Origin of the sequence: Pseudoxanthomonas sp. SE1 (assembly GCF_029542205.1) — a bacterium.
GTDB lineage: Bacteria > Pseudomonadota > Gammaproteobacteria > Xanthomonadales > Xanthomonadaceae > Pseudoxanthomonas_A.
Genome location: NZ_CP113783.1, coordinates 3,479,337 through 3,494,027 on the forward strand (window position 1 = coordinate 3,479,337; position 14,691 = coordinate 3,494,027).

Consider the following 14,691-nt stretch of genomic DNA (forward strand, 5'->3'; position numbering starts at 1 on the left):
CGGTACACCCATCGAACAGGTGTCGTCCGCACGTCTTGAACGCCCCTACGCCTCGAACCGACCTCCCGCATCACGGTCACGCGCATATCGCTTCGCGAGTGGAAACGCGGGCAGCCAGGACTCGCGACGGATCGTCCACAGCTCGTAGGTGGGCGTCAGCTGGTCGGGGGCATCCAGGGACCCGAGGTTGAGTTCGATCTCGTCTCCGCTGCAGCCGAACACCGACGCGCCGCAGCGAGGACAGAAGAAACGTCCGGCGTAGTCGCGCGTCTCGCCTTCCACCGTCACCGCGTCGCGCGGGAAGATCGCCGAGGCGTGGAACAGCGCCCCGTGATGCTTGCGGCAGTCCAGGCAATGACAGAGTCCAACGCGATACGGGCGCCCCGACGCCACGAACCGCACGTTGCCGCACAGGCAACCACCGGTGAATCGCTCCATGCTGCATCTCCTTCGAACCAGGCACACAAGGTACACACCTGACAGGGAAGGAAGCGCTGGTGCCGCGCATTACCCATGTGGATGCGCATTGTCGGCGCATCGCGCCGTGCGTCGCGCTGCCCTGCGCAGTACGATGCGCCCACTCCGTCCCAACGTGGTATGCCCATGTCGAAGTCCGAATACCTGCTGATCTCCCGCGGCCAGTGGGACGAAACCGCCTCGCCGCAGGATGTCCAGAGCGCCATCGACCGTTTCTACACGTGGTACGAACAGGGCCTGGCCGATGGCGTGCTGAAGCCCGGCAGCCGGCTGGAGACCCACGGCAAGCGGGTCACGCGCGATGGCATCACCGACGGGCCGTTCGCCGAGGCGAAGGAACTGGTGGGCGGTTACTGGTTCATCGTCGCCGACTCGCTGGACGACGCGGCGCGGATCGCCGCCGGGAACCCCTGCCTGCCGTACGGCCTGACGCTGGAGATCCGGCCGCTGGAAGCCGCGCGGGCGCGTGCCAACGATGTGACCAACGAAACGCCGCCGGCCTGGCGTTCGAGCGGCGGCTGAGCCGCGCCGATGACGGCAGCGCATGCCCGGCTGGAAGGCGGCTGCCACTGCGGCGCGATCACGCTCGCCTTTTTCACCTCGCTGATGCCGGGTGCCACGGCTCCGCGCGCATGCGACTGCAGCTTCTGCCGCGCACACCGCGCGGCCTGGGTGTCGGATGCCGCGGCGCAGCTGATCATCCACGCGCATCGCCCCGACCGGCTCCGCCGCTACCGGCAGGGCTCGCAGGCGGCGCAGTTCCTGCTGTGCGGCGACTGCGGCGTGCTGGTGGCGGTGATATTCGAGGAGGATGACCGCATCTGCGCGGCCGTCCATGTCGGTTGCCTGGACGCGCGTGATGCGTTTGCACCTGCCGTGGGCGTCTCGCCGCAGACCCTGACGCCCGACGAGAAGACTGCGCGCTGGCGGCGGCTGTGGATCCGCGACGTGCGGATGGTGCCGTAAGTCGGCCTTTGGGCCCGCAAGCGTTTGAATCCCGATGTCCGGCCATTGACGGTTGCGCGCAAGCCGCTGGGCCTCGTGCGCCCAGTGCGATGAGAGAAGGACAAGGTACGGTGCCTTGTCGGCGCAAGGGTCCAGGCCTTGCGTGCAGACCATGCCGGCCGGCGCGTAGGCTTTCGAGCCCCGGGCGCCGCCCTCAGGATCTCGCGCGCCCGGCGTAGCGGCTTGTGCGCAAGAGCGTTGGCCTTGGTGCCGCGAAGTCCGGAGCGCCGTATGCAAGGCTCATCGGCCTCGCGCTTGGGATCCTGGGGCTTGCGCGCAGGGCTCGATGCCAGACAGGCGACGTCCACCGTGACAAAGAGCGGTCCCGACAGGCCATGCACAAGGCCTGATGCCTTGCGCGCACGGTGCATTTCCTTGCACTTGTGCCGCGTGGAGTGGACGCGCCGTGCCGCTATGTCAGCCCCTCGCCATCGCCGCCTCGATCTCATCGGCGCTGCGTGCCAGCGCGTCGGTCAGCACGACGGGCTCGCCGTCGGTGACCAGCACGTCGTCTTCGGTGCGGATGCCGATGCCGCGCCACTTCGGGTCGACGGTGTCGTCATCGTGGCCGACGTACAGGCCGGGCTCGATGGTGAACACCATGCCGGCTTCCAGCAGGCGCGATTCGCCGTCGATGCGGTAGTCGCCCACGTCGTGCACGTCCAGGCCCAGCCAGTGGCCGGTCTTGTGGCGGTAGAAGCGGCGGTAGGTGCCTTCGGCGAGATTCTTTTCCAGCTTGCCTTTCAGCAGGCCCAGCCTGAGCAGGCCTTCGGTGAGGGTTTCCACGGCCGCGACGTGCCCGGCCTCGTAGGGCACGCCGACGCGCGCGCATGACAACGCGGCGCGCTGGGCGTCGCCGACCAGGTCGTGCAGCGCGCGTTGCGCGGCGGTGAAGCGGCCGTTGACCGGAAAGGTGCGGGTAATGTCGGCGGCGTAGCCGCGGTATTCGGCGCCGGCATCGATCAGCACCAGTTCGCCATCGCGCGCCTGTGCCGTATTGGCGCGGTAATGCAGCACGCACGCATTGCGGCCGGCGCCCACGATGCTGTTGTAGGCCGGCCACGCGTCGTGGGCGCGGAACACGCGCTCCACGTCGGCCTGCAGTTCGTATTCGCGGATGCCGGGTTTCGCGGCGCGATAGGCGGCCTGGTGGGCGAGCACGCTGATGTCGGCGGCGCGCTGCATCAGCTTGATTTCTTCCTTGGACTTGAACAGCCGCAGGTCGTGCAGCAGGTGGCCGAGTTCGAGGAATTCGTGCGGCGGCTGCGCGCCCTGCTTGACGTGCGCGCGCACGTGGCGCACCCAGCCGATCAGCTTGAGGTCGAAATCGGCATCGCGGCCGAAGTGGTAGTAGACGCGCGAACGCCCTTCCAGCAGGCCGGGCAGGATCTCGTCGAGGTCATCGATGGGATAGGCATCGTCCATGCCGTAGTCGTCGACCGCGCCCTCCTGGCCGGCGCGCGGGCCATCCCAGCCTTCGCGCTCGGGGTCGCGTTCGCGGCAGAACAGGATGGCTTCGCCATGCTTGCGGCCCGGCACCAGCACCAGCACGGCATCCGGCTCGGGAAACCCGCACAGGTACCAGAAGTCCGAATCCTGCCGGTACGGATAGTGCGTGTCGTGGCTGCGCACGCGCTCCGGCGCGGCGGGCAGGACGAGGATGGCGTCGTTGCCGGCCAGCCGCATCAACTGCCTGCGGCGGCGGGCGAACTCGGCCGCGCTTATCCCGGCCAGTGCCTTCATCAGTTCAGGCTCCGGCGATGCCGGGGCCCGAGCACGCAATCGCCATGCAGCAACAGGACGGCGACGCGGACGAATTCTTCAAGTTCGGCCAGTGCGTCTTCATCTTCGTCGTCGTCGCTGCTTTCGGCCGAGGCCTGGGCCAACCGCGCGAGATCCTGCAGCGCTTCCTGTCCTTCTTCGGACAGCGGCGGCGAGGCGCCCGTCGCCAGCCCGAAGGCGCCCAGGAAACCCTGGCACCACGAGAACAGCGCTTCGGCACGCTCATCCAGCGGACGGTCGGCGGCAGGCAGCAACAGGTCGAAAGCGAAGCTGCGGTCTTCGAGCTGCGCCACAGCGGTCTGTCGCAGGTGGTCCAGGGCACTGCCGGCGGCCGGGGCAGGCAGCTGATCGTCGGCCAGCGCGCGCGCCAGCCAGGCGCCATCGGCAGCGCCGCCACCGGCCAGCCAGCCGCACAGTGCGCCATGCAGTTCCGACGCCTCCATGGCCAGTCCCAACTGGCGGGAAGCGGCGGTCACGTCGGCGATATCGGGAAGGTCGGGCATAGAAGAACGCAATCCGCCAAGGGTTTCGGACAACCTCGCAAGTGTAGCAACGAAATCCCGCACACCGACTTGTTGTGCGTGTGTACGCATGCCTACACTCCAGCATCGCTCAGGCTCGGCACGGTCCGTCCACCCGCATGCACGCCCCCTCTGTCGTCGCACTGCTCGCAACGGCGTCCCCGCTGTCGTCCCGGGTGCCGGTCATGCTGCTTGCCGGCGTGGTGCTGGCGGGCGTAGTGGTGATCGGCACGCGCCGCTGGTGGCAGGCCTGGCTGGCGGCCCGGCAGCTGCCGCAGGAACCCTTGCGCAGCGAATCCCTGCGCAACCGCGACGAACGCCTGAAGCTGGCGCTGTGGGCGTCAGGCGAACAGTTCTGGGATTACGACCTGGTGCAGCGCAGGCTGTACCGGATGCGCGCCGACGAGACCGCCGTGCAGACGGGCGACATCACCGTGCTTACGCGACAGGGTGAAGTACCGACCATCCACGAAGAAGACCTGCCATTGGTGATGGAGCGCCTGCGCCTGCACCTGCAGGGAAAGTCGCCGATCTTCACGTCCGAACACCGCATGGACATGCACGGCAACGGGACGTGGGTGTGGGTGCGCGCCCGCGGCCGGGTGGTCGATCGCGACACCGAGGGCCGGCCGATCCGCATCGCCGGCACCGCACGCGACATCACCGCCAGCCGCAACGCCGAATACGAGCACCGTATCGCCGGCGAGGTGATGCGCAGCATGAACGAGGCCGTCGCGGTGCTGGACTGGGCGCACCAGTTCATCACCATCAACCCGGCGTTCACCCGCATCACTGGCTACGCCGAAGAAGAAATCATCGGCCAGCCGATGACCATGCTGGACAGCGACCAGCACGAGGACGCGTTCTTCGAACGGATGAACCGCGAGCTGCGGCTCACCGGACGCTGGTCCGGCGAAATCTGGAAGGTGCGCAAGGACGGCGAGGAGATCCTCTGCCGCATCGAGACCAACGTGGTGCCCGATGCCAGCGGCGAACGTCCGCTGTACGTGCAGGTGCTCACCGACATCACCGAGCAGAAGCGGGCCGAGCAGGAGCTGCGCTACCTGGCCAACTACGACACGCTGACCAGCCTGCCGAACCGGTCGCTGCTGTCCGAGCGGCTGTCGCGCGCCATCGTGCGGGCGCGCCGCGAGCACGGGCACGTGGCGGTGCTGTTCATCGACCTGGACCGGTTCAAGGACATCAACGATTCGTTGGGCCACGCCACCGGCGACCGCATCCTGCGCGCCGCCGCCGCGCGCGTGCAGCAGACGGTGGGCACCCAGCACACGGTGGCGCGCCTGAGTGGCGACGAGTTCACCGTGGTGCTGGAAGACATCAACGGCATGCCCGACGCCGAAGCCGTGGCCCAGCGCATCATCCAGGCCTTCCGTGCCCCGCTGAATTTCGGCGAGCGGCTGGAACTGGCGGTCTCGCCGTCGATCGGCATCAGCCTGTATCCCGAACACGCGCAGGTGCCGACCGAGCTGCTGAAGCATGCCGACACCGCCATGTACCAGGCCAAGGCGATGGGCCGGCACACGTACGAGATGTACTCCGAGTCGATGGACGAGAAGAACCGGCACCGCGCGATCCTCGCCAGCGCACTGCGCCGGGCGATCGACCGCAACGAGCTGTCGCTGGTATTCCAGCCGCGGCTGTCGATCTCGCGCCAGCGCATCACCGGCGTGGAAGCCCTGCTGCGCTGGGACAGCAAGGAATTCGGCATGGTCTCGCCGGCGCAGTTCATCCCCCTGGCCGAAGAGTCCGGGATGATCTTGGAGATCGGCGCCTGGGCGCTGCGGGAAGCCTGCCTGACCCTGCGCACCTGGCACGACGAAGGCATGGAAGAACTTTCGATGGCGGTGAACGTGTCCGCCACCCAGCTCCAGCGCGGCGACCTGCAGACGGTGGTGGCCCGCACGTTGCAGGAGACGGGCGTTCCCGCCGGCAGGCTGGAACTCGAACTGACCGAAAGCGTGGTGATGGCCAGCCCCGAACAGAACGCGGACACGCTGCGCGCCTGCCGCCGGCTGGGCATTTCGCTGGCGATCGATGATTTCGGCACCGGCTATTCGTCGCTGGCGTACCTGAAGCGCCTGCCGTTGACGACGCTGAAGATCGACCGCGAGTTCATCAGCGACCTCACCCACGATACCGACGACGAAGCGATCACCAGCACCATCATCACCATGGGCCAGTCGCTGGCGCTCAAGGTGGTGGCCGAGGGCGTGGAAACGTGGGACCAGTACGAGTTCCTGCGCAACCATGGCTGCGACGAAGTCCAGGGCCACTGGGTCTCACAGGCGCTGAGCCCGGACCAGTGCCTGCGCTTCATCCGCGAGTACTACCCCGGCTCGGGCATGCGCGTCGCTTCCTGAACACGGCAACCGTTGACGGAAACCCTGTAGGAGCGGGCCATGCCCGCGATGCTTTTCAATGAGACCACGCAAGAGCATCGCGGGCATGGCCCGCTCCTACAGAGCATCGCCAGCCGCCGCTTGACCGGCCGCCAACCGCATGCCTATCGTGCCCCCATGGACAACGCCGACCTGCTCGACCAGCTTCGCGCGCTCAGCACGCGCATCCAGGACCTGGCGGACCGCTGCCAACGCCTGGCGGACGAGAACCGCAGCCTGCGCCAGCAGCAGGAACAGCTGGTCGGCGAACGCTCGCAATTGCTGGCCAAGAACGAACAGGCGCGTTCGCGGGTGGAAGCGATGATCAGCCGCCTGAAATCCCTGGAGCAGCACACGTGAGCGCCAACGAACCGGTCAGCGTCCACCTCCTGGACCGCGAGTACACCGTCGGCGTCGCGCCCGATGAACGTTCCAGCCTGATGGCGGCCGCCAAGCTGCTCGACAGCCGCATGCGCGAGGTGCGCGGCAGCAACCGCATGGCGGCGGTCGACCGCATCGCCGTGCTGGCCGCACTCAACCTGGCACACGAATTGCAGCAGTTGCGCGATGAACAGCACGCGCGCAACCGCGATGTCGAACGCACGCTGCAGGATCTGCACCGCAAGCTCGACGGCGTGCTGGGTACGCCCTGACAGCGTGTGCATGTCGCCGACCGCGCACTGAATCGGCCGACGAACGGGCTAGGCAAAAAGTCTTCAATCGCTATACTGGCCCGGCGTCCTCTGCTGTACTCGACAGTGAGCGCAAACATTCGCCTTGTCCCTTAATTACGACCACGGGATGGTGACGGTTACCGGGAGTGCAGGTCTGCCTCGCAGCGGAAAGCCCGATGGTTGCCCAACCTTCCCACTTGAACCCCGGGTTCAAGGTCGTTTCGCGAACATCGTGCATGGCGGAGGACGTATTTTTCCCGCGGCAGCGGCATCAGCCGCGACCCGGCCGGTCCTGTCGCACCCGCCCTTGAGCGGGATGACTTCGAAACGAAGCCGATTGCACTAGGGATCCGACGCACTGGGCCGTGACTGACGCCGCTCCCGCGGATTCACCGGCAACGCCGGTGCGCATGCCGTAAAATTCGCGCATGCCCGACTCCCCGCCTTTCGCCCTGGCCGCCGAGCGCAATGCGCTGCGCCGCGAGCTGCGCGTGCGCCGCCGCGCCCTGCCCGCCGCCGAGCGCATCGCCGGCGCCGACGCGCTCGCCACGCGCCTGTTCGCCCTCCCCTTTTTTCCTTCCACCGGTTATGTCGCCGGCTACTGGGCGATGGACGGCGAAATCGGCCTGCACAGCTGGCAGCTGCGCCTGCCGCCCGGCCTGGTCTACTGCCTGCCCGTATTGGCCGACGACGAAACGCTGCGCTTCGCACCCTGGCGACCGGGCGATGAGCTGGTGACCAACCGCTACGGTATTCCCGAGCCGGATGTCGATCCACGCACCGGGCTGACCGCCACCGAGATGGCGTTGATCGTCGTGCCGCTGGTGGGCTTCGACGCCGCAGGCCATCGCCTCGGCATGGGGGGCGGCTGGTATGACCGCACACTGGCACCACGCCTGCAGCGCCCCGCGCCGCCGTGGCTGGTCGGGGTGGGTTTCGAAGCGCAGCGCGTCGACACGGTCGGCGCGCAGGCCTGGGACGTACCGCTGGATGCCGTCTGCACCGAGCGCGACACGCTGCTCCCCTTCTCTTCTTTGCCGGACGCCCCGCCATGACCGCCCGCAAGCACTACTGGCTGATGAAGTCGGAACCGGACGCCTTCTCCATCGACGACCTGAAGAAGGTCGGCACCGAGCCGTGGAACGGCGTGCGCAACTACCAGGCGCGCAACTTCATGCGCAGCATGCGGGTGGGCGACGGCGTGCTGTTCTACCACTCCAACTGCAAGGAGCCGGGCATCGTCGGTACGGCAACCGTGTCCAGCACCGCCTATCCGGACGAAACGCAGTTCGACCCGACATCCGACTACCACGACCCCAAGAGCACGCGCGAAGATCCGCGCTGGTCGCTGGTGGACGTGACGTTCGAACGCAAGCTCACGCGCACCATCACGCTGGAAGAGGTCAAGCAGCATGCCGATGCGCTGGGCGAAGGCTTTGCCCTGACCCAGCGCGGCAGCCGCCTTTCCGTATCGCCGGTGACGGCCGCGCAATGGAAATACCTGCTGGCGCTGGAATGATCTCTCCCCGTGTAGGAGCGACGTGAGTCGCGACCGGGAGGGCGGGGGTCCAGCGAAAACGAGGGGAAGTGGAGGTCAAGATGCCGTCGCTTTCCCCGACCTCCGACGCCGTGCGGTCGCGACTCACGTCGCTCCTACAACAACCCCATCCTGTACACGAGTGTTGAACCCATGAGCGAAGCAAAGCGCCTGGCCGGCGAGAAGGCCATCGAGTTCGTCGAGGACGGCATGATCGTCGGCGTGGGCACGGGCTCCACCGTCGCGTTCTTCATCGACGCGCTGGGCGGCATCAAAGACCGCATCAAGGGCGCGGTGTCCAGTTCCGAACAGAGCACGGCGCGCCTGAAGCAGCACGGCATCGAGGTGCTCGACCTCAACCACACCGGCACGCTGTCGCTGTACGTGGACGGTGCCGACGAGTGCGACCCGCACAAGCGCCTGATCAAGGGCGGCGGGGCGGCGCTGACGCGCGAGAAGATCATCGCAGAGGCCAGCAAGCAGTTCGTGTGCATCGTCGACCCCAGCAAGCAGGTGCCCGTGCTGGGTAGGTTCCCGCTGCCGGTGGAAGTGATCCCCATGGCACGCAGCCTGGTGGCACGCGAGATCCTCGCCCTGACCGGCGGCCAGCCGGTGTGGCGCGACGGCGTGACCACCGACAACGGCAACGTGGTGCTGGACATCCACAACCTGTCCATCACCGACCCGGTGGCGATGGAACGCGAGATCAACCAGATCCCCGGGGTGGTCAGCGTGGGCCTGTTCGCCCGCCGTCCGGCGGATATCGTCATCGTCGGCGGCGAACCGCCGATCGTGCTGCGCTAGGCAACGGGCATGGCGGCCGAACGCTTCTACGCCTCGTCCGCCAGCGCCTTCACCAGGTCGCCCACGAGTTCGCGCTTCTTCGGCGGCAACCGCAGGAAGGCATCGATGACCTGGCGCTCGCGGCTGCCGGCACCCGCAGGCCAGGTGGCGCGCGTCTCGGCCACGCGCGAACGTGGGTTCGTGCCGAATCGCAGAACGTGCGGATCCACCCCCAGCAGATCCGCCAGCACCTGCAGCTTGTCCTGCGCGGGTATCGCGCGGCCACCCAGCCAGCGCGATGTGGTCTGGACGCTCACGGAGCGACCGCGATAGCGGGTGTTGAACAGGTGGAACAGGACCGTCGGACGTGGCTCGTAGCCTGCCTGCTGCATGGCGTGCGCCAGTCGCTGCGAGAATTTTTCGTGCTCGTTACCCATGCCGGGAACGTTAGCGGCGCCGAATCACACTTATTAACCTGTTAAGTTAATTGACGTGAACTTATCGAGTTCATACAGTCGGCCCTGATCGCGCGGCGACGTTCCCGCCCACGGAAAGCCGGACCCTCGCGAGCGTTCCCACAGACACAAGGAGATGTCCGATGCCGCTGATGGAAGCCACCGCGCACGAAGCGCCCGCCGTCGCTGATGCGGGCGATGCGACGGTGCCCACAACACCCCTCATTCCGCTGGATGACGCATTGCACGTACTGCAGGCCGATCCTGGCCACAGCCTGGCAGACCCGGGCCTCGCCAGGCTGCCGCCGGCCGGGCTCGACCGGCTGTTCCTCGCGGCACGCAGGCAGGCCGAACGCAACCATGACGGCATCCTGCTGCTGCTCGACCTGCTGCAGGTCGCGCAGCGCGCGGACAGCGCAAGCCATCGGCAGCTGATACCCAGTGTCGTCCGCCAGCTGCGCCACCACGTGGAAGACCAGCAGCGCTGGCAGGCGCTGGCGGAGAACGCCGCCTACTATCGCGACAACCGGCTCGCCGCGGAAAGGATCGCCGCCAGGCTGCGCACGGACTGAATCCGCATGGGCACGCGCCACCACGTTCGCGCGCCGCCAGGCTCCGGGCAGGGCGCTACACTACGGCCCTCCTCGAACAGCGGACTTCGACATGCGTCCCTCACAGCTGCCCGTGCTCGCTTTCGCCCTGCTCCTCAGCGGCTGCGCCAACGGCGGGCCATGGGTCGAAATCGGCGGCGAGCGCTTCGCGGTGGAGATCGCCGATGACGATGCCGAGCGGGCACGCGGCCTGATGTTCCGTGACGAGCTGGCCGACGGCACCGGCATGCTCTTCATCCACGACGCCGAAGAGCCACAGGCGTACTGGATGAAGAACACCCGCATCGCTCTGGATATCCTCTACTTCGACACCGGCCGCAAGCTGGTGTCGCAGCAGCGCAACGTGCCGCCCTGCTCCGGCGGCAATGCCTGCCCGTCCTACCCCAGCACCCGGCCTGCCCGTTACGTGCTTGAACTCAATGCCGGCGAAGCGGAGCGGCTGAAGCTCCAGGATGGCGCGGAACTGGGCCTCGGGGATGGCATTCCACCCGTCCGCTGAGGCTTGATTGTCGGCGCGAACGGCCGCACTCTGTGGCCATGGGGGATCGACTGACATTGCCGGAATGGAATGCGTTGGCCAGCCAGGCGGACGAGACCGTCCCGCTGCTGGAAACCGCGCTGCTGATCGCGCGCGACGAGTACCCCGACCTGGACGCCGATCTCTACGACACGCTCGTCCAGAGCCATGCCGAACACCTGCGCCACGAGATCGACACCATCGAGCCGTGGCCGCTGAAGATGGCCGCGATCAACCGGCACCTGTTCGACGAACTGGGCTATACCGGCAACCACGACGAGTACTACGACCCGCGCAACAGCTACCTCAACCAGGTGTTCGAGCGCCGGCTGGGCAATCCGGTGTCGCTGGCGATGGTGCAGATCGAAGTGGCCCACCGGCTGGGCGTGCCGCTGGACGGCGTGTCCTTCCCCGGCCATTTCCTGGTGCGCCTGCCGGTGGACGACGGCCTGCTGGTGATGGACCCCTTCAACGGTGGCCGCCCGCTGGGCGTGGACGAACTGCGCGAACGCGCCAAGCCGCACCTGGGCGGCGATGTTCCCGATGATGCGGCGCTCCTGCACATCCTCAACCCAGCCTCACCGCGCGCGATCCTGGTGCGCACGCTGCGCAACCTGCACGGCGTGTATGCCGAGCGCGAGGAATGGGACCGCGCCGCGCGCAGCGCCGATCGCGTGCTGAAGCTGACGCCCGACCAGCCCGATGCCCTGCGTGACCGCGGGCTGGCCTACCTGAAGATGGACCACCGCCATGGCGCCCAGCGTGACCTGACGCGCTATCTGCAACTGGCACCGGAAGCGAACGACGCCTCGGCGATCCGCGAGCAACTGGTTGAGCTCAGCGCGGTGCGATCGTCGCGGATGCATTGACGCGGCGTGTGGCTGCCTTGTGGGAGCGACGTGAGTCGCGATGACAACGTGCGGAATGCCCATCGCGACTCACGTCGCTCCCACAAGCGCCAAGGAACCTGGACCCCTCAGTCCAGCTCCACCATCTCGAAATCGTCCTTGCCCACGCCGCAGTCGGGGCAGGTCCAGTCGGCGGGGATATCTTCCCAGCGCGTGCCCGGGGCGATGCCTTCTTCCGGCAGGCCGTCGGCCTCGTCATAGATGAAGCCGCAGACCACGCACATCCAGGTGCGGAAGATGGTGGTGGTGGCGTCGGTCATCGGATAATGCACGCTGGAAGGAGCGGCCATTGTCCCACCGCCGCCCGTGCACCGGAAGTTCACCCATGACCGCCCTGCCGCCGTCCGTCCGCACTGCCCGCGGGCTGTACCTGATCACGCCGGAGGAGCGGGACACGGCGTGCCTGCTGGCACGCGTGGCCGCCGTACTGCCGCATGCGACATGGCTGCAATACCGGCAGAAGGACCCGGATGCCGGCCTTCGCCACGCGCAGGCCGCGGCCCTGCAAGCACTTTGCGCGCGGGCGAACGTGCCGCTGATCATCAACGACGATGTGGCGCTGGCAGAGGCCGTCGGTGCCGCCGGCGTCCATCTGGGGGAAGACGACGGCGATCTCGCCGCCGCGCGCAGCCGCCTGGGCGTGCACGCCATCGTCGGCGCCTCGTGCTACGACGATGCCGCGCTGGCCGAGCGCGCGGTGGCCGCAGGCGCCAGCTACGTCGCGTTCGGGGCCTTCTTTCCCACTGCCAGCAAAGTCACGACACGACGCGCCACGCCGGCGTTGCTGACCGATGCCGCGGTGCTTGGCGTCCCGCGGGTGGCGATAGGCGGGATTACCCCGGACAATATGGGGCCGCTGGTGGCGGCCGGCGCCGACCTGGTTGCCGTGATCGGCGGCGTGTTCGAGGCGTCCGACCCGCTGGCCGCAGCGATCGCCTATCGACGCGGCTTCGGTTCCTGATCCAGCTCTGCAGGAGGGGCTTCAGCCCCGACCACGACACCTGCAAGAGCCGTCGGGGCTGAAGCCCCTCCTACAAAGTTCTCCCCTGGAATCCCATGAACCACGACCAGTCCCACGCCCTCTTCACCCGCGCCCAGGCATTGCTGCCCGGCGGCGTCAATTCGCCGGTGCGCGCGTTCAAGTCGGTGGGGGGCGAACCGTTCTTCGTGCAGCGCGCCGATGGCGCGTACCTGCATGACGTGGATGGCAACCGCTACATCGACTACGTGGGTTCGTGGGGTCCGATGATCGTCGGCCACAACCATCCGGCCGTGCGCGACGCCGTGCAGGCAGCGATCCAGAACGGTCTGTCGTACGGCGCGCCCTGCCCGGCCGAAGTGACGATGGCCGAGACGATCACCCGGCTGGTGCCGTCGTGCGAGATGGTGCGCATGGTCAACTCCGGCACCGAAGCCACGCTGTCGGCGATCCGGCTGGCGCGCGGCGCCACGGGCCGCAACCGCATCGTCAAGTTCGAAGGCTGCTACCACGGCCACGGCGACTCGTTCCTGGTGAAGGCCGGCAGCGGCATGCTGACGCTGGGCGTGCCGACCTCGCCCGGCGTGCCGGCGGGACTGAGCGAGCTGACGCTAACGCTGAGCTACAACGATTTCGATGGCGCGACGGCACTGTTCGAGCAGTACGGCAGCGAGATCGCCTGCCTGATCATCGAACCCGTCGTCGGCAACGCCAACTGCCTGCCGCCGCGCGAAGGCTACCTGCAGCACCTGCGCGCGCTGTGCACGCAGCACGGCGCACTGCTGATCTTCGACGAGGTGATGACCGGCTTCCGCGTGGCGCTGGGCGGCGCGCAGGCGCACTACGGCATCACACCGGACCTGACCACCTTCGGCAAGATCATCGGCGGCGGCATGCCGGTGGGCGCCTACGGTGGCCGCCGCGACCTGATGCTGCAGATCGCGCCCGCCGGCCCGATCTACCAGGCCGGCACGCTGAGCGGGAATCCGGTGGCGATGGCCGCGGGTCTGGCGATGCTGGAGCTGATCCAGTCGCCCGGCTTCCACGACGGGCTCGCCGCCGCCACGGCCGCGCTGTGCGAAGGTATGGAAGCCGCCGCGCGCGACGCCGGCGTGCCGCTTACGACGACCCGCGTCGGCGCGATGTTCGGGCTGTTCTTCACGGATCAGCAGGTCGACACCTATGCACAGGCCGTCGCCTGCGATACCGCGGCGTTCAACCGCTTCTTCCACGCCATGCTGGAGCGCGGCGTGTACCTGGCGCCGTCGGCGTTCGAGGCCGGCTTCATGTCCAGCGCACACACGCCCGAGGTGATCGAGGCGACGCTCGTCGCCGCGCGCGAGGCGTTCAAGGTGGTCGCGGCTGGATGAAGCCGCGCATCCACCAGGTGCTGTTCGACTTCGATGGCGTCCTGGCGCACTACCGGCACGAAGTCCGCATCGCTCACCTCGCCGCGCACGCTGGCTGCGAACACGAGCGCGTGCGCGAGGTGCTGTTCGTATCGGGGCTGGAAACCGAGTACGACAGCGGCAGCGTCGACACGGCGGCATACCTGCACCGTCTCGGCGAGGGGATCGGCGCCGCCATTGACGAGGACGCATGGATCGCCTCGCGGATGGCCGGCAGCACGGCCATGGACGACGTGCTGACCCGTGTCACTGCACTGCACGCAGACGTGGCGATGGGCGTGCTGACCAACAACGGGGCCATGATGACGCAGGCCATCCCGTGCATCGTCGCGCCGCTGGCGGCGCGGATCGAGGGCCGCGTGCTGACCAGTGGCGGCCTGCAGCGCCGCAAACCCGCACCGGCCACCTTCACGCATGCGCTGGAACTGCTCGGCTGGGACGCTGCCAGCACGCTGTTCGTCGACGACAGGTTCACCAACGTGCAGGGGGCGCGCGAAGCCGGCCTGCACGCGGAGACCGTGACCGACGGACGCACGCTGGGCAAGGCGCTGAAGCGTTATGCCTTCGGCCCCCAGACCGGCTGGTGACCGGCCTGGTTTGAACCTTGATTGATCCGGCGACGGAACACTGGTGC

Annotated in this window: 19 protein-coding genes and 1 other RNA gene; 15 read left to right on the forward strand and 5 right to left on the reverse strand. The window is 67.8% G+C overall.

Annotation, left to right across the window (positions count from 1 at the left end; all coding sequences use genetic code 11):
- Positions 1 to 45: 45 nt before the first annotated feature.
- On the reverse strand, positions 46 to 438 hold the full coding sequence (locus OY559_RS16430; RefSeq protein WP_277727318.1) for a GFA family protein: 393 nt from the start codon (positions 436 to 438) through the stop codon (positions 46 to 48).
- Positions 439 to 603: 165 nt separating this feature from the next.
- Here OY559_RS16430 and OY559_RS16435 point away from each other — a divergent pair, with 165 nt between their 5' ends.
- Positions 604 to 999, forward strand: coding sequence for a YciI family protein (locus OY559_RS16435; RefSeq protein ID WP_277727319.1), 396 nt, complete (start codon positions 604 to 606; stop codon positions 997 to 999).
- A gap of 9 nt (positions 1,000 to 1,008) precedes the next feature.
- Entirely contained in the window at positions 1,009 to 1,443 is a 435-nt protein-coding gene (locus OY559_RS16440) for a GFA family protein (RefSeq protein WP_277727320.1), read from the forward strand.
- 456 nt (positions 1,444 to 1,899) lie between these two features.
- On the opposite strand, the gene OY559_RS16445 is transcribed toward OY559_RS16440, so the two are convergent.
- Together OY559_RS16445 and OY559_RS16450 are read right to left on the reverse strand one after the other, a co-directional pair.
- Complete coding sequence (locus OY559_RS16445) at positions 1,900 to 3,225, reverse strand: aminopeptidase P N-terminal domain-containing protein (protein ID WP_277727321.1); 1,326 nt, start codon at positions 3,223 to 3,225, stop codon at positions 1,900 to 1,902.
- Positions 3,225 to 3,767: a UPF0149 family protein gene (locus tag OY559_RS16450; RefSeq protein WP_277727323.1), complete on the reverse strand. Its 543-nt coding sequence runs from the start codon at positions 3,765 to 3,767 to the stop codon at positions 3,225 to 3,227. Before OY559_RS16450 ends, OY559_RS16445 begins: the two co-directional genes overlap by 1 nt.
- 137 nt (positions 3,768 to 3,904) lie before the next feature.
- Between OY559_RS16450 and OY559_RS16455 the strand changes: the two genes are divergently transcribed.
- The 7 genes from OY559_RS16455 to rpiA all read left to right on the forward strand — a co-directional run bounded on the left by OY559_RS16455 (position 3,905) and on the right by rpiA (position 9,199).
- A complete protein-coding gene (locus OY559_RS16455; RefSeq protein WP_277727324.1) occupies positions 3,905 to 6,166 on the forward strand; it encodes a putative bifunctional diguanylate cyclase/phosphodiesterase in 2,262 nt (753 codons plus the stop codon).
- 156 nt (positions 6,167 to 6,322) lie between these two features.
- The gene (locus OY559_RS16460) at positions 6,323 to 6,544 is read left to right on the forward strand and encodes a TIGR02449 family protein (RefSeq protein WP_277730035.1); all 222 of its coding nucleotides are present in this window, start codon (positions 6,323 to 6,325) and stop codon (positions 6,542 to 6,544) included.
- On the forward strand, positions 6,541 to 6,837 hold the full coding sequence (locus tag OY559_RS16465) for a cell division protein ZapA (RefSeq protein ID WP_142125591.1): 297 nt from the start codon (positions 6,541 to 6,543) through the stop codon (positions 6,835 to 6,837). The genes OY559_RS16460 and OY559_RS16465 overlap by 4 nt, the downstream gene beginning before the upstream one ends.
- Positions 6,838 to 6,921: 84 nt before the next feature.
- A non-coding RNA gene (gene ssrS / locus OY559_RS16470) (6S RNA) lies at positions 6,922 to 7,108 on the forward strand.
- A gap of 178 nt (positions 7,109 to 7,286) precedes the next feature.
- Complete coding sequence (locus OY559_RS16475; protein WP_277727325.1) at positions 7,287 to 7,913, forward strand: 5-formyltetrahydrofolate cyclo-ligase; 627 nt, start codon at positions 7,287 to 7,289, stop codon at positions 7,911 to 7,913.
- Complete coding sequence (locus OY559_RS16480) at positions 7,910 to 8,377, forward strand: EVE domain-containing protein (protein WP_277727326.1); 468 nt, start codon at positions 7,910 to 7,912, stop codon at positions 8,375 to 8,377. The genes OY559_RS16475 and OY559_RS16480 overlap by 4 nt, the downstream gene beginning before the upstream one ends.
- Before the next feature lie 171 nt (positions 8,378 to 8,548).
- The gene (gene rpiA, locus OY559_RS16485; protein WP_277727327.1) at positions 8,549 to 9,199 is read left to right on the forward strand and encodes a ribose-5-phosphate isomerase RpiA; all 651 of its coding nucleotides are present in this window, start codon (positions 8,549 to 8,551) and stop codon (positions 9,197 to 9,199) included.
- Positions 9,200 to 9,225: 26 nt separating this feature from the next.
- Here rpiA and OY559_RS16490 read toward each other — a convergent pair whose 3' ends face one another.
- Positions 9,226 to 9,615, reverse strand: coding sequence for a hypothetical protein (locus OY559_RS16490; protein ID WP_277727329.1), 390 nt, complete (start codon positions 9,613 to 9,615; stop codon positions 9,226 to 9,228).
- Between the two features lie 161 nt (positions 9,616 to 9,776).
- On the opposite strand from OY559_RS16490, the gene OY559_RS16495 reads away from it, so the two are divergent.
- The 3 genes from OY559_RS16495 (at position 9,777) to OY559_RS16505 (ending at position 11,630) form a co-directional block, all read left to right on the forward strand.
- Positions 9,777 to 10,205 carry a hypothetical protein gene (locus tag OY559_RS16495; protein ID WP_277727330.1) on the forward strand — a complete coding sequence of 143 codons (429 nt, stop codon included), beginning with the start codon at positions 9,777 to 9,779 and terminating at the stop codon, positions 10,203 to 10,205.
- A gap of 91 nt (positions 10,206 to 10,296) precedes the next feature.
- The gene (locus tag OY559_RS16500) at positions 10,297 to 10,743 is read left to right on the forward strand and encodes a DUF192 domain-containing protein (protein WP_277727331.1); all 447 of its coding nucleotides are present in this window, start codon (positions 10,297 to 10,299) and stop codon (positions 10,741 to 10,743) included.
- Between the two features lie 38 nt (positions 10,744 to 10,781).
- Positions 10,782 to 11,630 (forward strand): SirB1 family protein, encoded by an 849-nt coding sequence (locus OY559_RS16505; RefSeq protein ID WP_277727332.1) that lies wholly within the window; start codon positions 10,782 to 10,784, stop codon positions 11,628 to 11,630.
- Positions 11,631 to 11,737: 107 nt separating this feature from the next.
- Here the strand turns inward: OY559_RS16505 and OY559_RS16510 are convergent, their stop codons facing one another.
- Positions 11,738 to 11,959: a rubredoxin gene (locus OY559_RS16510; protein WP_277727333.1), complete on the reverse strand. Its 222-nt coding sequence runs from the start codon at positions 11,957 to 11,959 to the stop codon at positions 11,738 to 11,740.
- Positions 11,960 to 11,994: 35 nt separating this feature from the next.
- Here OY559_RS16510 and thiE point away from each other — a divergent pair, with 35 nt between their 5' ends.
- The 3 genes from thiE (at position 11,995) to OY559_RS16525 (ending at position 14,644) form a co-directional block, all read left to right on the forward strand.
- A complete protein-coding gene (gene thiE / locus OY559_RS16515; RefSeq protein ID WP_277727334.1) occupies positions 11,995 to 12,630 on the forward strand; it encodes a thiamine phosphate synthase in 636 nt (211 codons plus the stop codon).
- 95 nt (positions 12,631 to 12,725) lie between these two features.
- Entirely contained in the window at positions 12,726 to 14,018 is a 1,293-nt protein-coding gene (gene hemL, locus OY559_RS16520; RefSeq protein ID WP_277727335.1) for a glutamate-1-semialdehyde 2,1-aminomutase, read from the forward strand.
- Positions 14,015 to 14,644, forward strand: coding sequence for an HAD-IA family hydrolase (locus tag OY559_RS16525; protein WP_277727336.1), 630 nt, complete (start codon positions 14,015 to 14,017; stop codon positions 14,642 to 14,644). The genes hemL and OY559_RS16525 overlap by 4 nt, the downstream gene beginning before the upstream one ends.
- Positions 14,645 to 14,691: the final 47 nt, after the last annotated feature.

What these genes read in the sequence shown, in the direction of transcription:
- OY559_RS16430 (WP_277727318.1), bottom strand. Translation starts at nt 438, where the DNA reads ATGGAGCGATTCACCGGTGGTTGCCTGTGCGGCAACGTGCGGTTCGTG.
- OY559_RS16435 (WP_277727319.1), top strand. Translation starts at nt 604, where the DNA reads ATGTCGAAGTCCGAATACCTGCTGATCTCCCGCGGCCAGTGGGACGAA.
- OY559_RS16440 (WP_277727320.1), top strand. Translation starts at nt 1,009, where the DNA reads ATGACGGCAGCGCATGCCCGGCTGGAAGGCGGCTGCCACTGCGGCGCG.
- OY559_RS16445 (WP_277727321.1), bottom strand. Translation starts at nt 3,225, where the DNA reads ATGAAGGCACTGGCCGGGATAAGCGCGGCCGAGTTCGCCCGCCGCCGC.
- OY559_RS16450 (WP_277727323.1), bottom strand. Translation starts at nt 3,767, where the DNA reads ATGCCCGACCTTCCCGATATCGCCGACGTGACCGCCGCTTCCCGCCAG.
- OY559_RS16455 (WP_277727324.1), top strand. Translation starts at nt 3,905, where the DNA reads ATGCACGCCCCCTCTGTCGTCGCACTGCTCGCAACGGCGTCCCCGCTG.
- OY559_RS16460 (WP_277730035.1), top strand. Translation starts at nt 6,323, where the DNA reads ATGGACAACGCCGACCTGCTCGACCAGCTTCGCGCGCTCAGCACGCGC.
- OY559_RS16475 (WP_277727325.1), top strand. Translation starts at nt 7,287, where the DNA reads ATGCCCGACTCCCCGCCTTTCGCCCTGGCCGCCGAGCGCAATGCGCTG.
- OY559_RS16480 (WP_277727326.1), top strand. Translation starts at nt 7,910, where the DNA reads ATGACCGCCCGCAAGCACTACTGGCTGATGAAGTCGGAACCGGACGCC.
- rpiA (WP_277727327.1), top strand. Translation starts at nt 8,549, where the DNA reads ATGAGCGAAGCAAAGCGCCTGGCCGGCGAGAAGGCCATCGAGTTCGTC.
- OY559_RS16490 (WP_277727329.1), bottom strand. Translation starts at nt 9,615, where the DNA reads ATGGGTAACGAGCACGAAAAATTCTCGCAGCGACTGGCGCACGCCATG.
- OY559_RS16495 (WP_277727330.1), top strand. Translation starts at nt 9,777, where the DNA reads ATGCCGCTGATGGAAGCCACCGCGCACGAAGCGCCCGCCGTCGCTGAT.
- OY559_RS16500 (WP_277727331.1), top strand. Translation starts at nt 10,297, where the DNA reads ATGCGTCCCTCACAGCTGCCCGTGCTCGCTTTCGCCCTGCTCCTCAGC.
- OY559_RS16505 (WP_277727332.1), top strand. Translation starts at nt 10,782, where the DNA reads ATGGGGGATCGACTGACATTGCCGGAATGGAATGCGTTGGCCAGCCAG.
- OY559_RS16510 (WP_277727333.1), bottom strand. Translation starts at nt 11,959, where the DNA reads ATGGCCGCTCCTTCCAGCGTGCATTATCCGATGACCGACGCCACCACC.
- thiE (WP_277727334.1), top strand. Translation starts at nt 11,995, where the DNA reads ATGACCGCCCTGCCGCCGTCCGTCCGCACTGCCCGCGGGCTGTACCTG.
- hemL (WP_277727335.1), top strand. Translation starts at nt 12,726, where the DNA reads ATGAACCACGACCAGTCCCACGCCCTCTTCACCCGCGCCCAGGCATTG.
- OY559_RS16525 (WP_277727336.1), top strand. Translation starts at nt 14,015, where the DNA reads ATGAAGCCGCGCATCCACCAGGTGCTGTTCGACTTCGATGGCGTCCTG.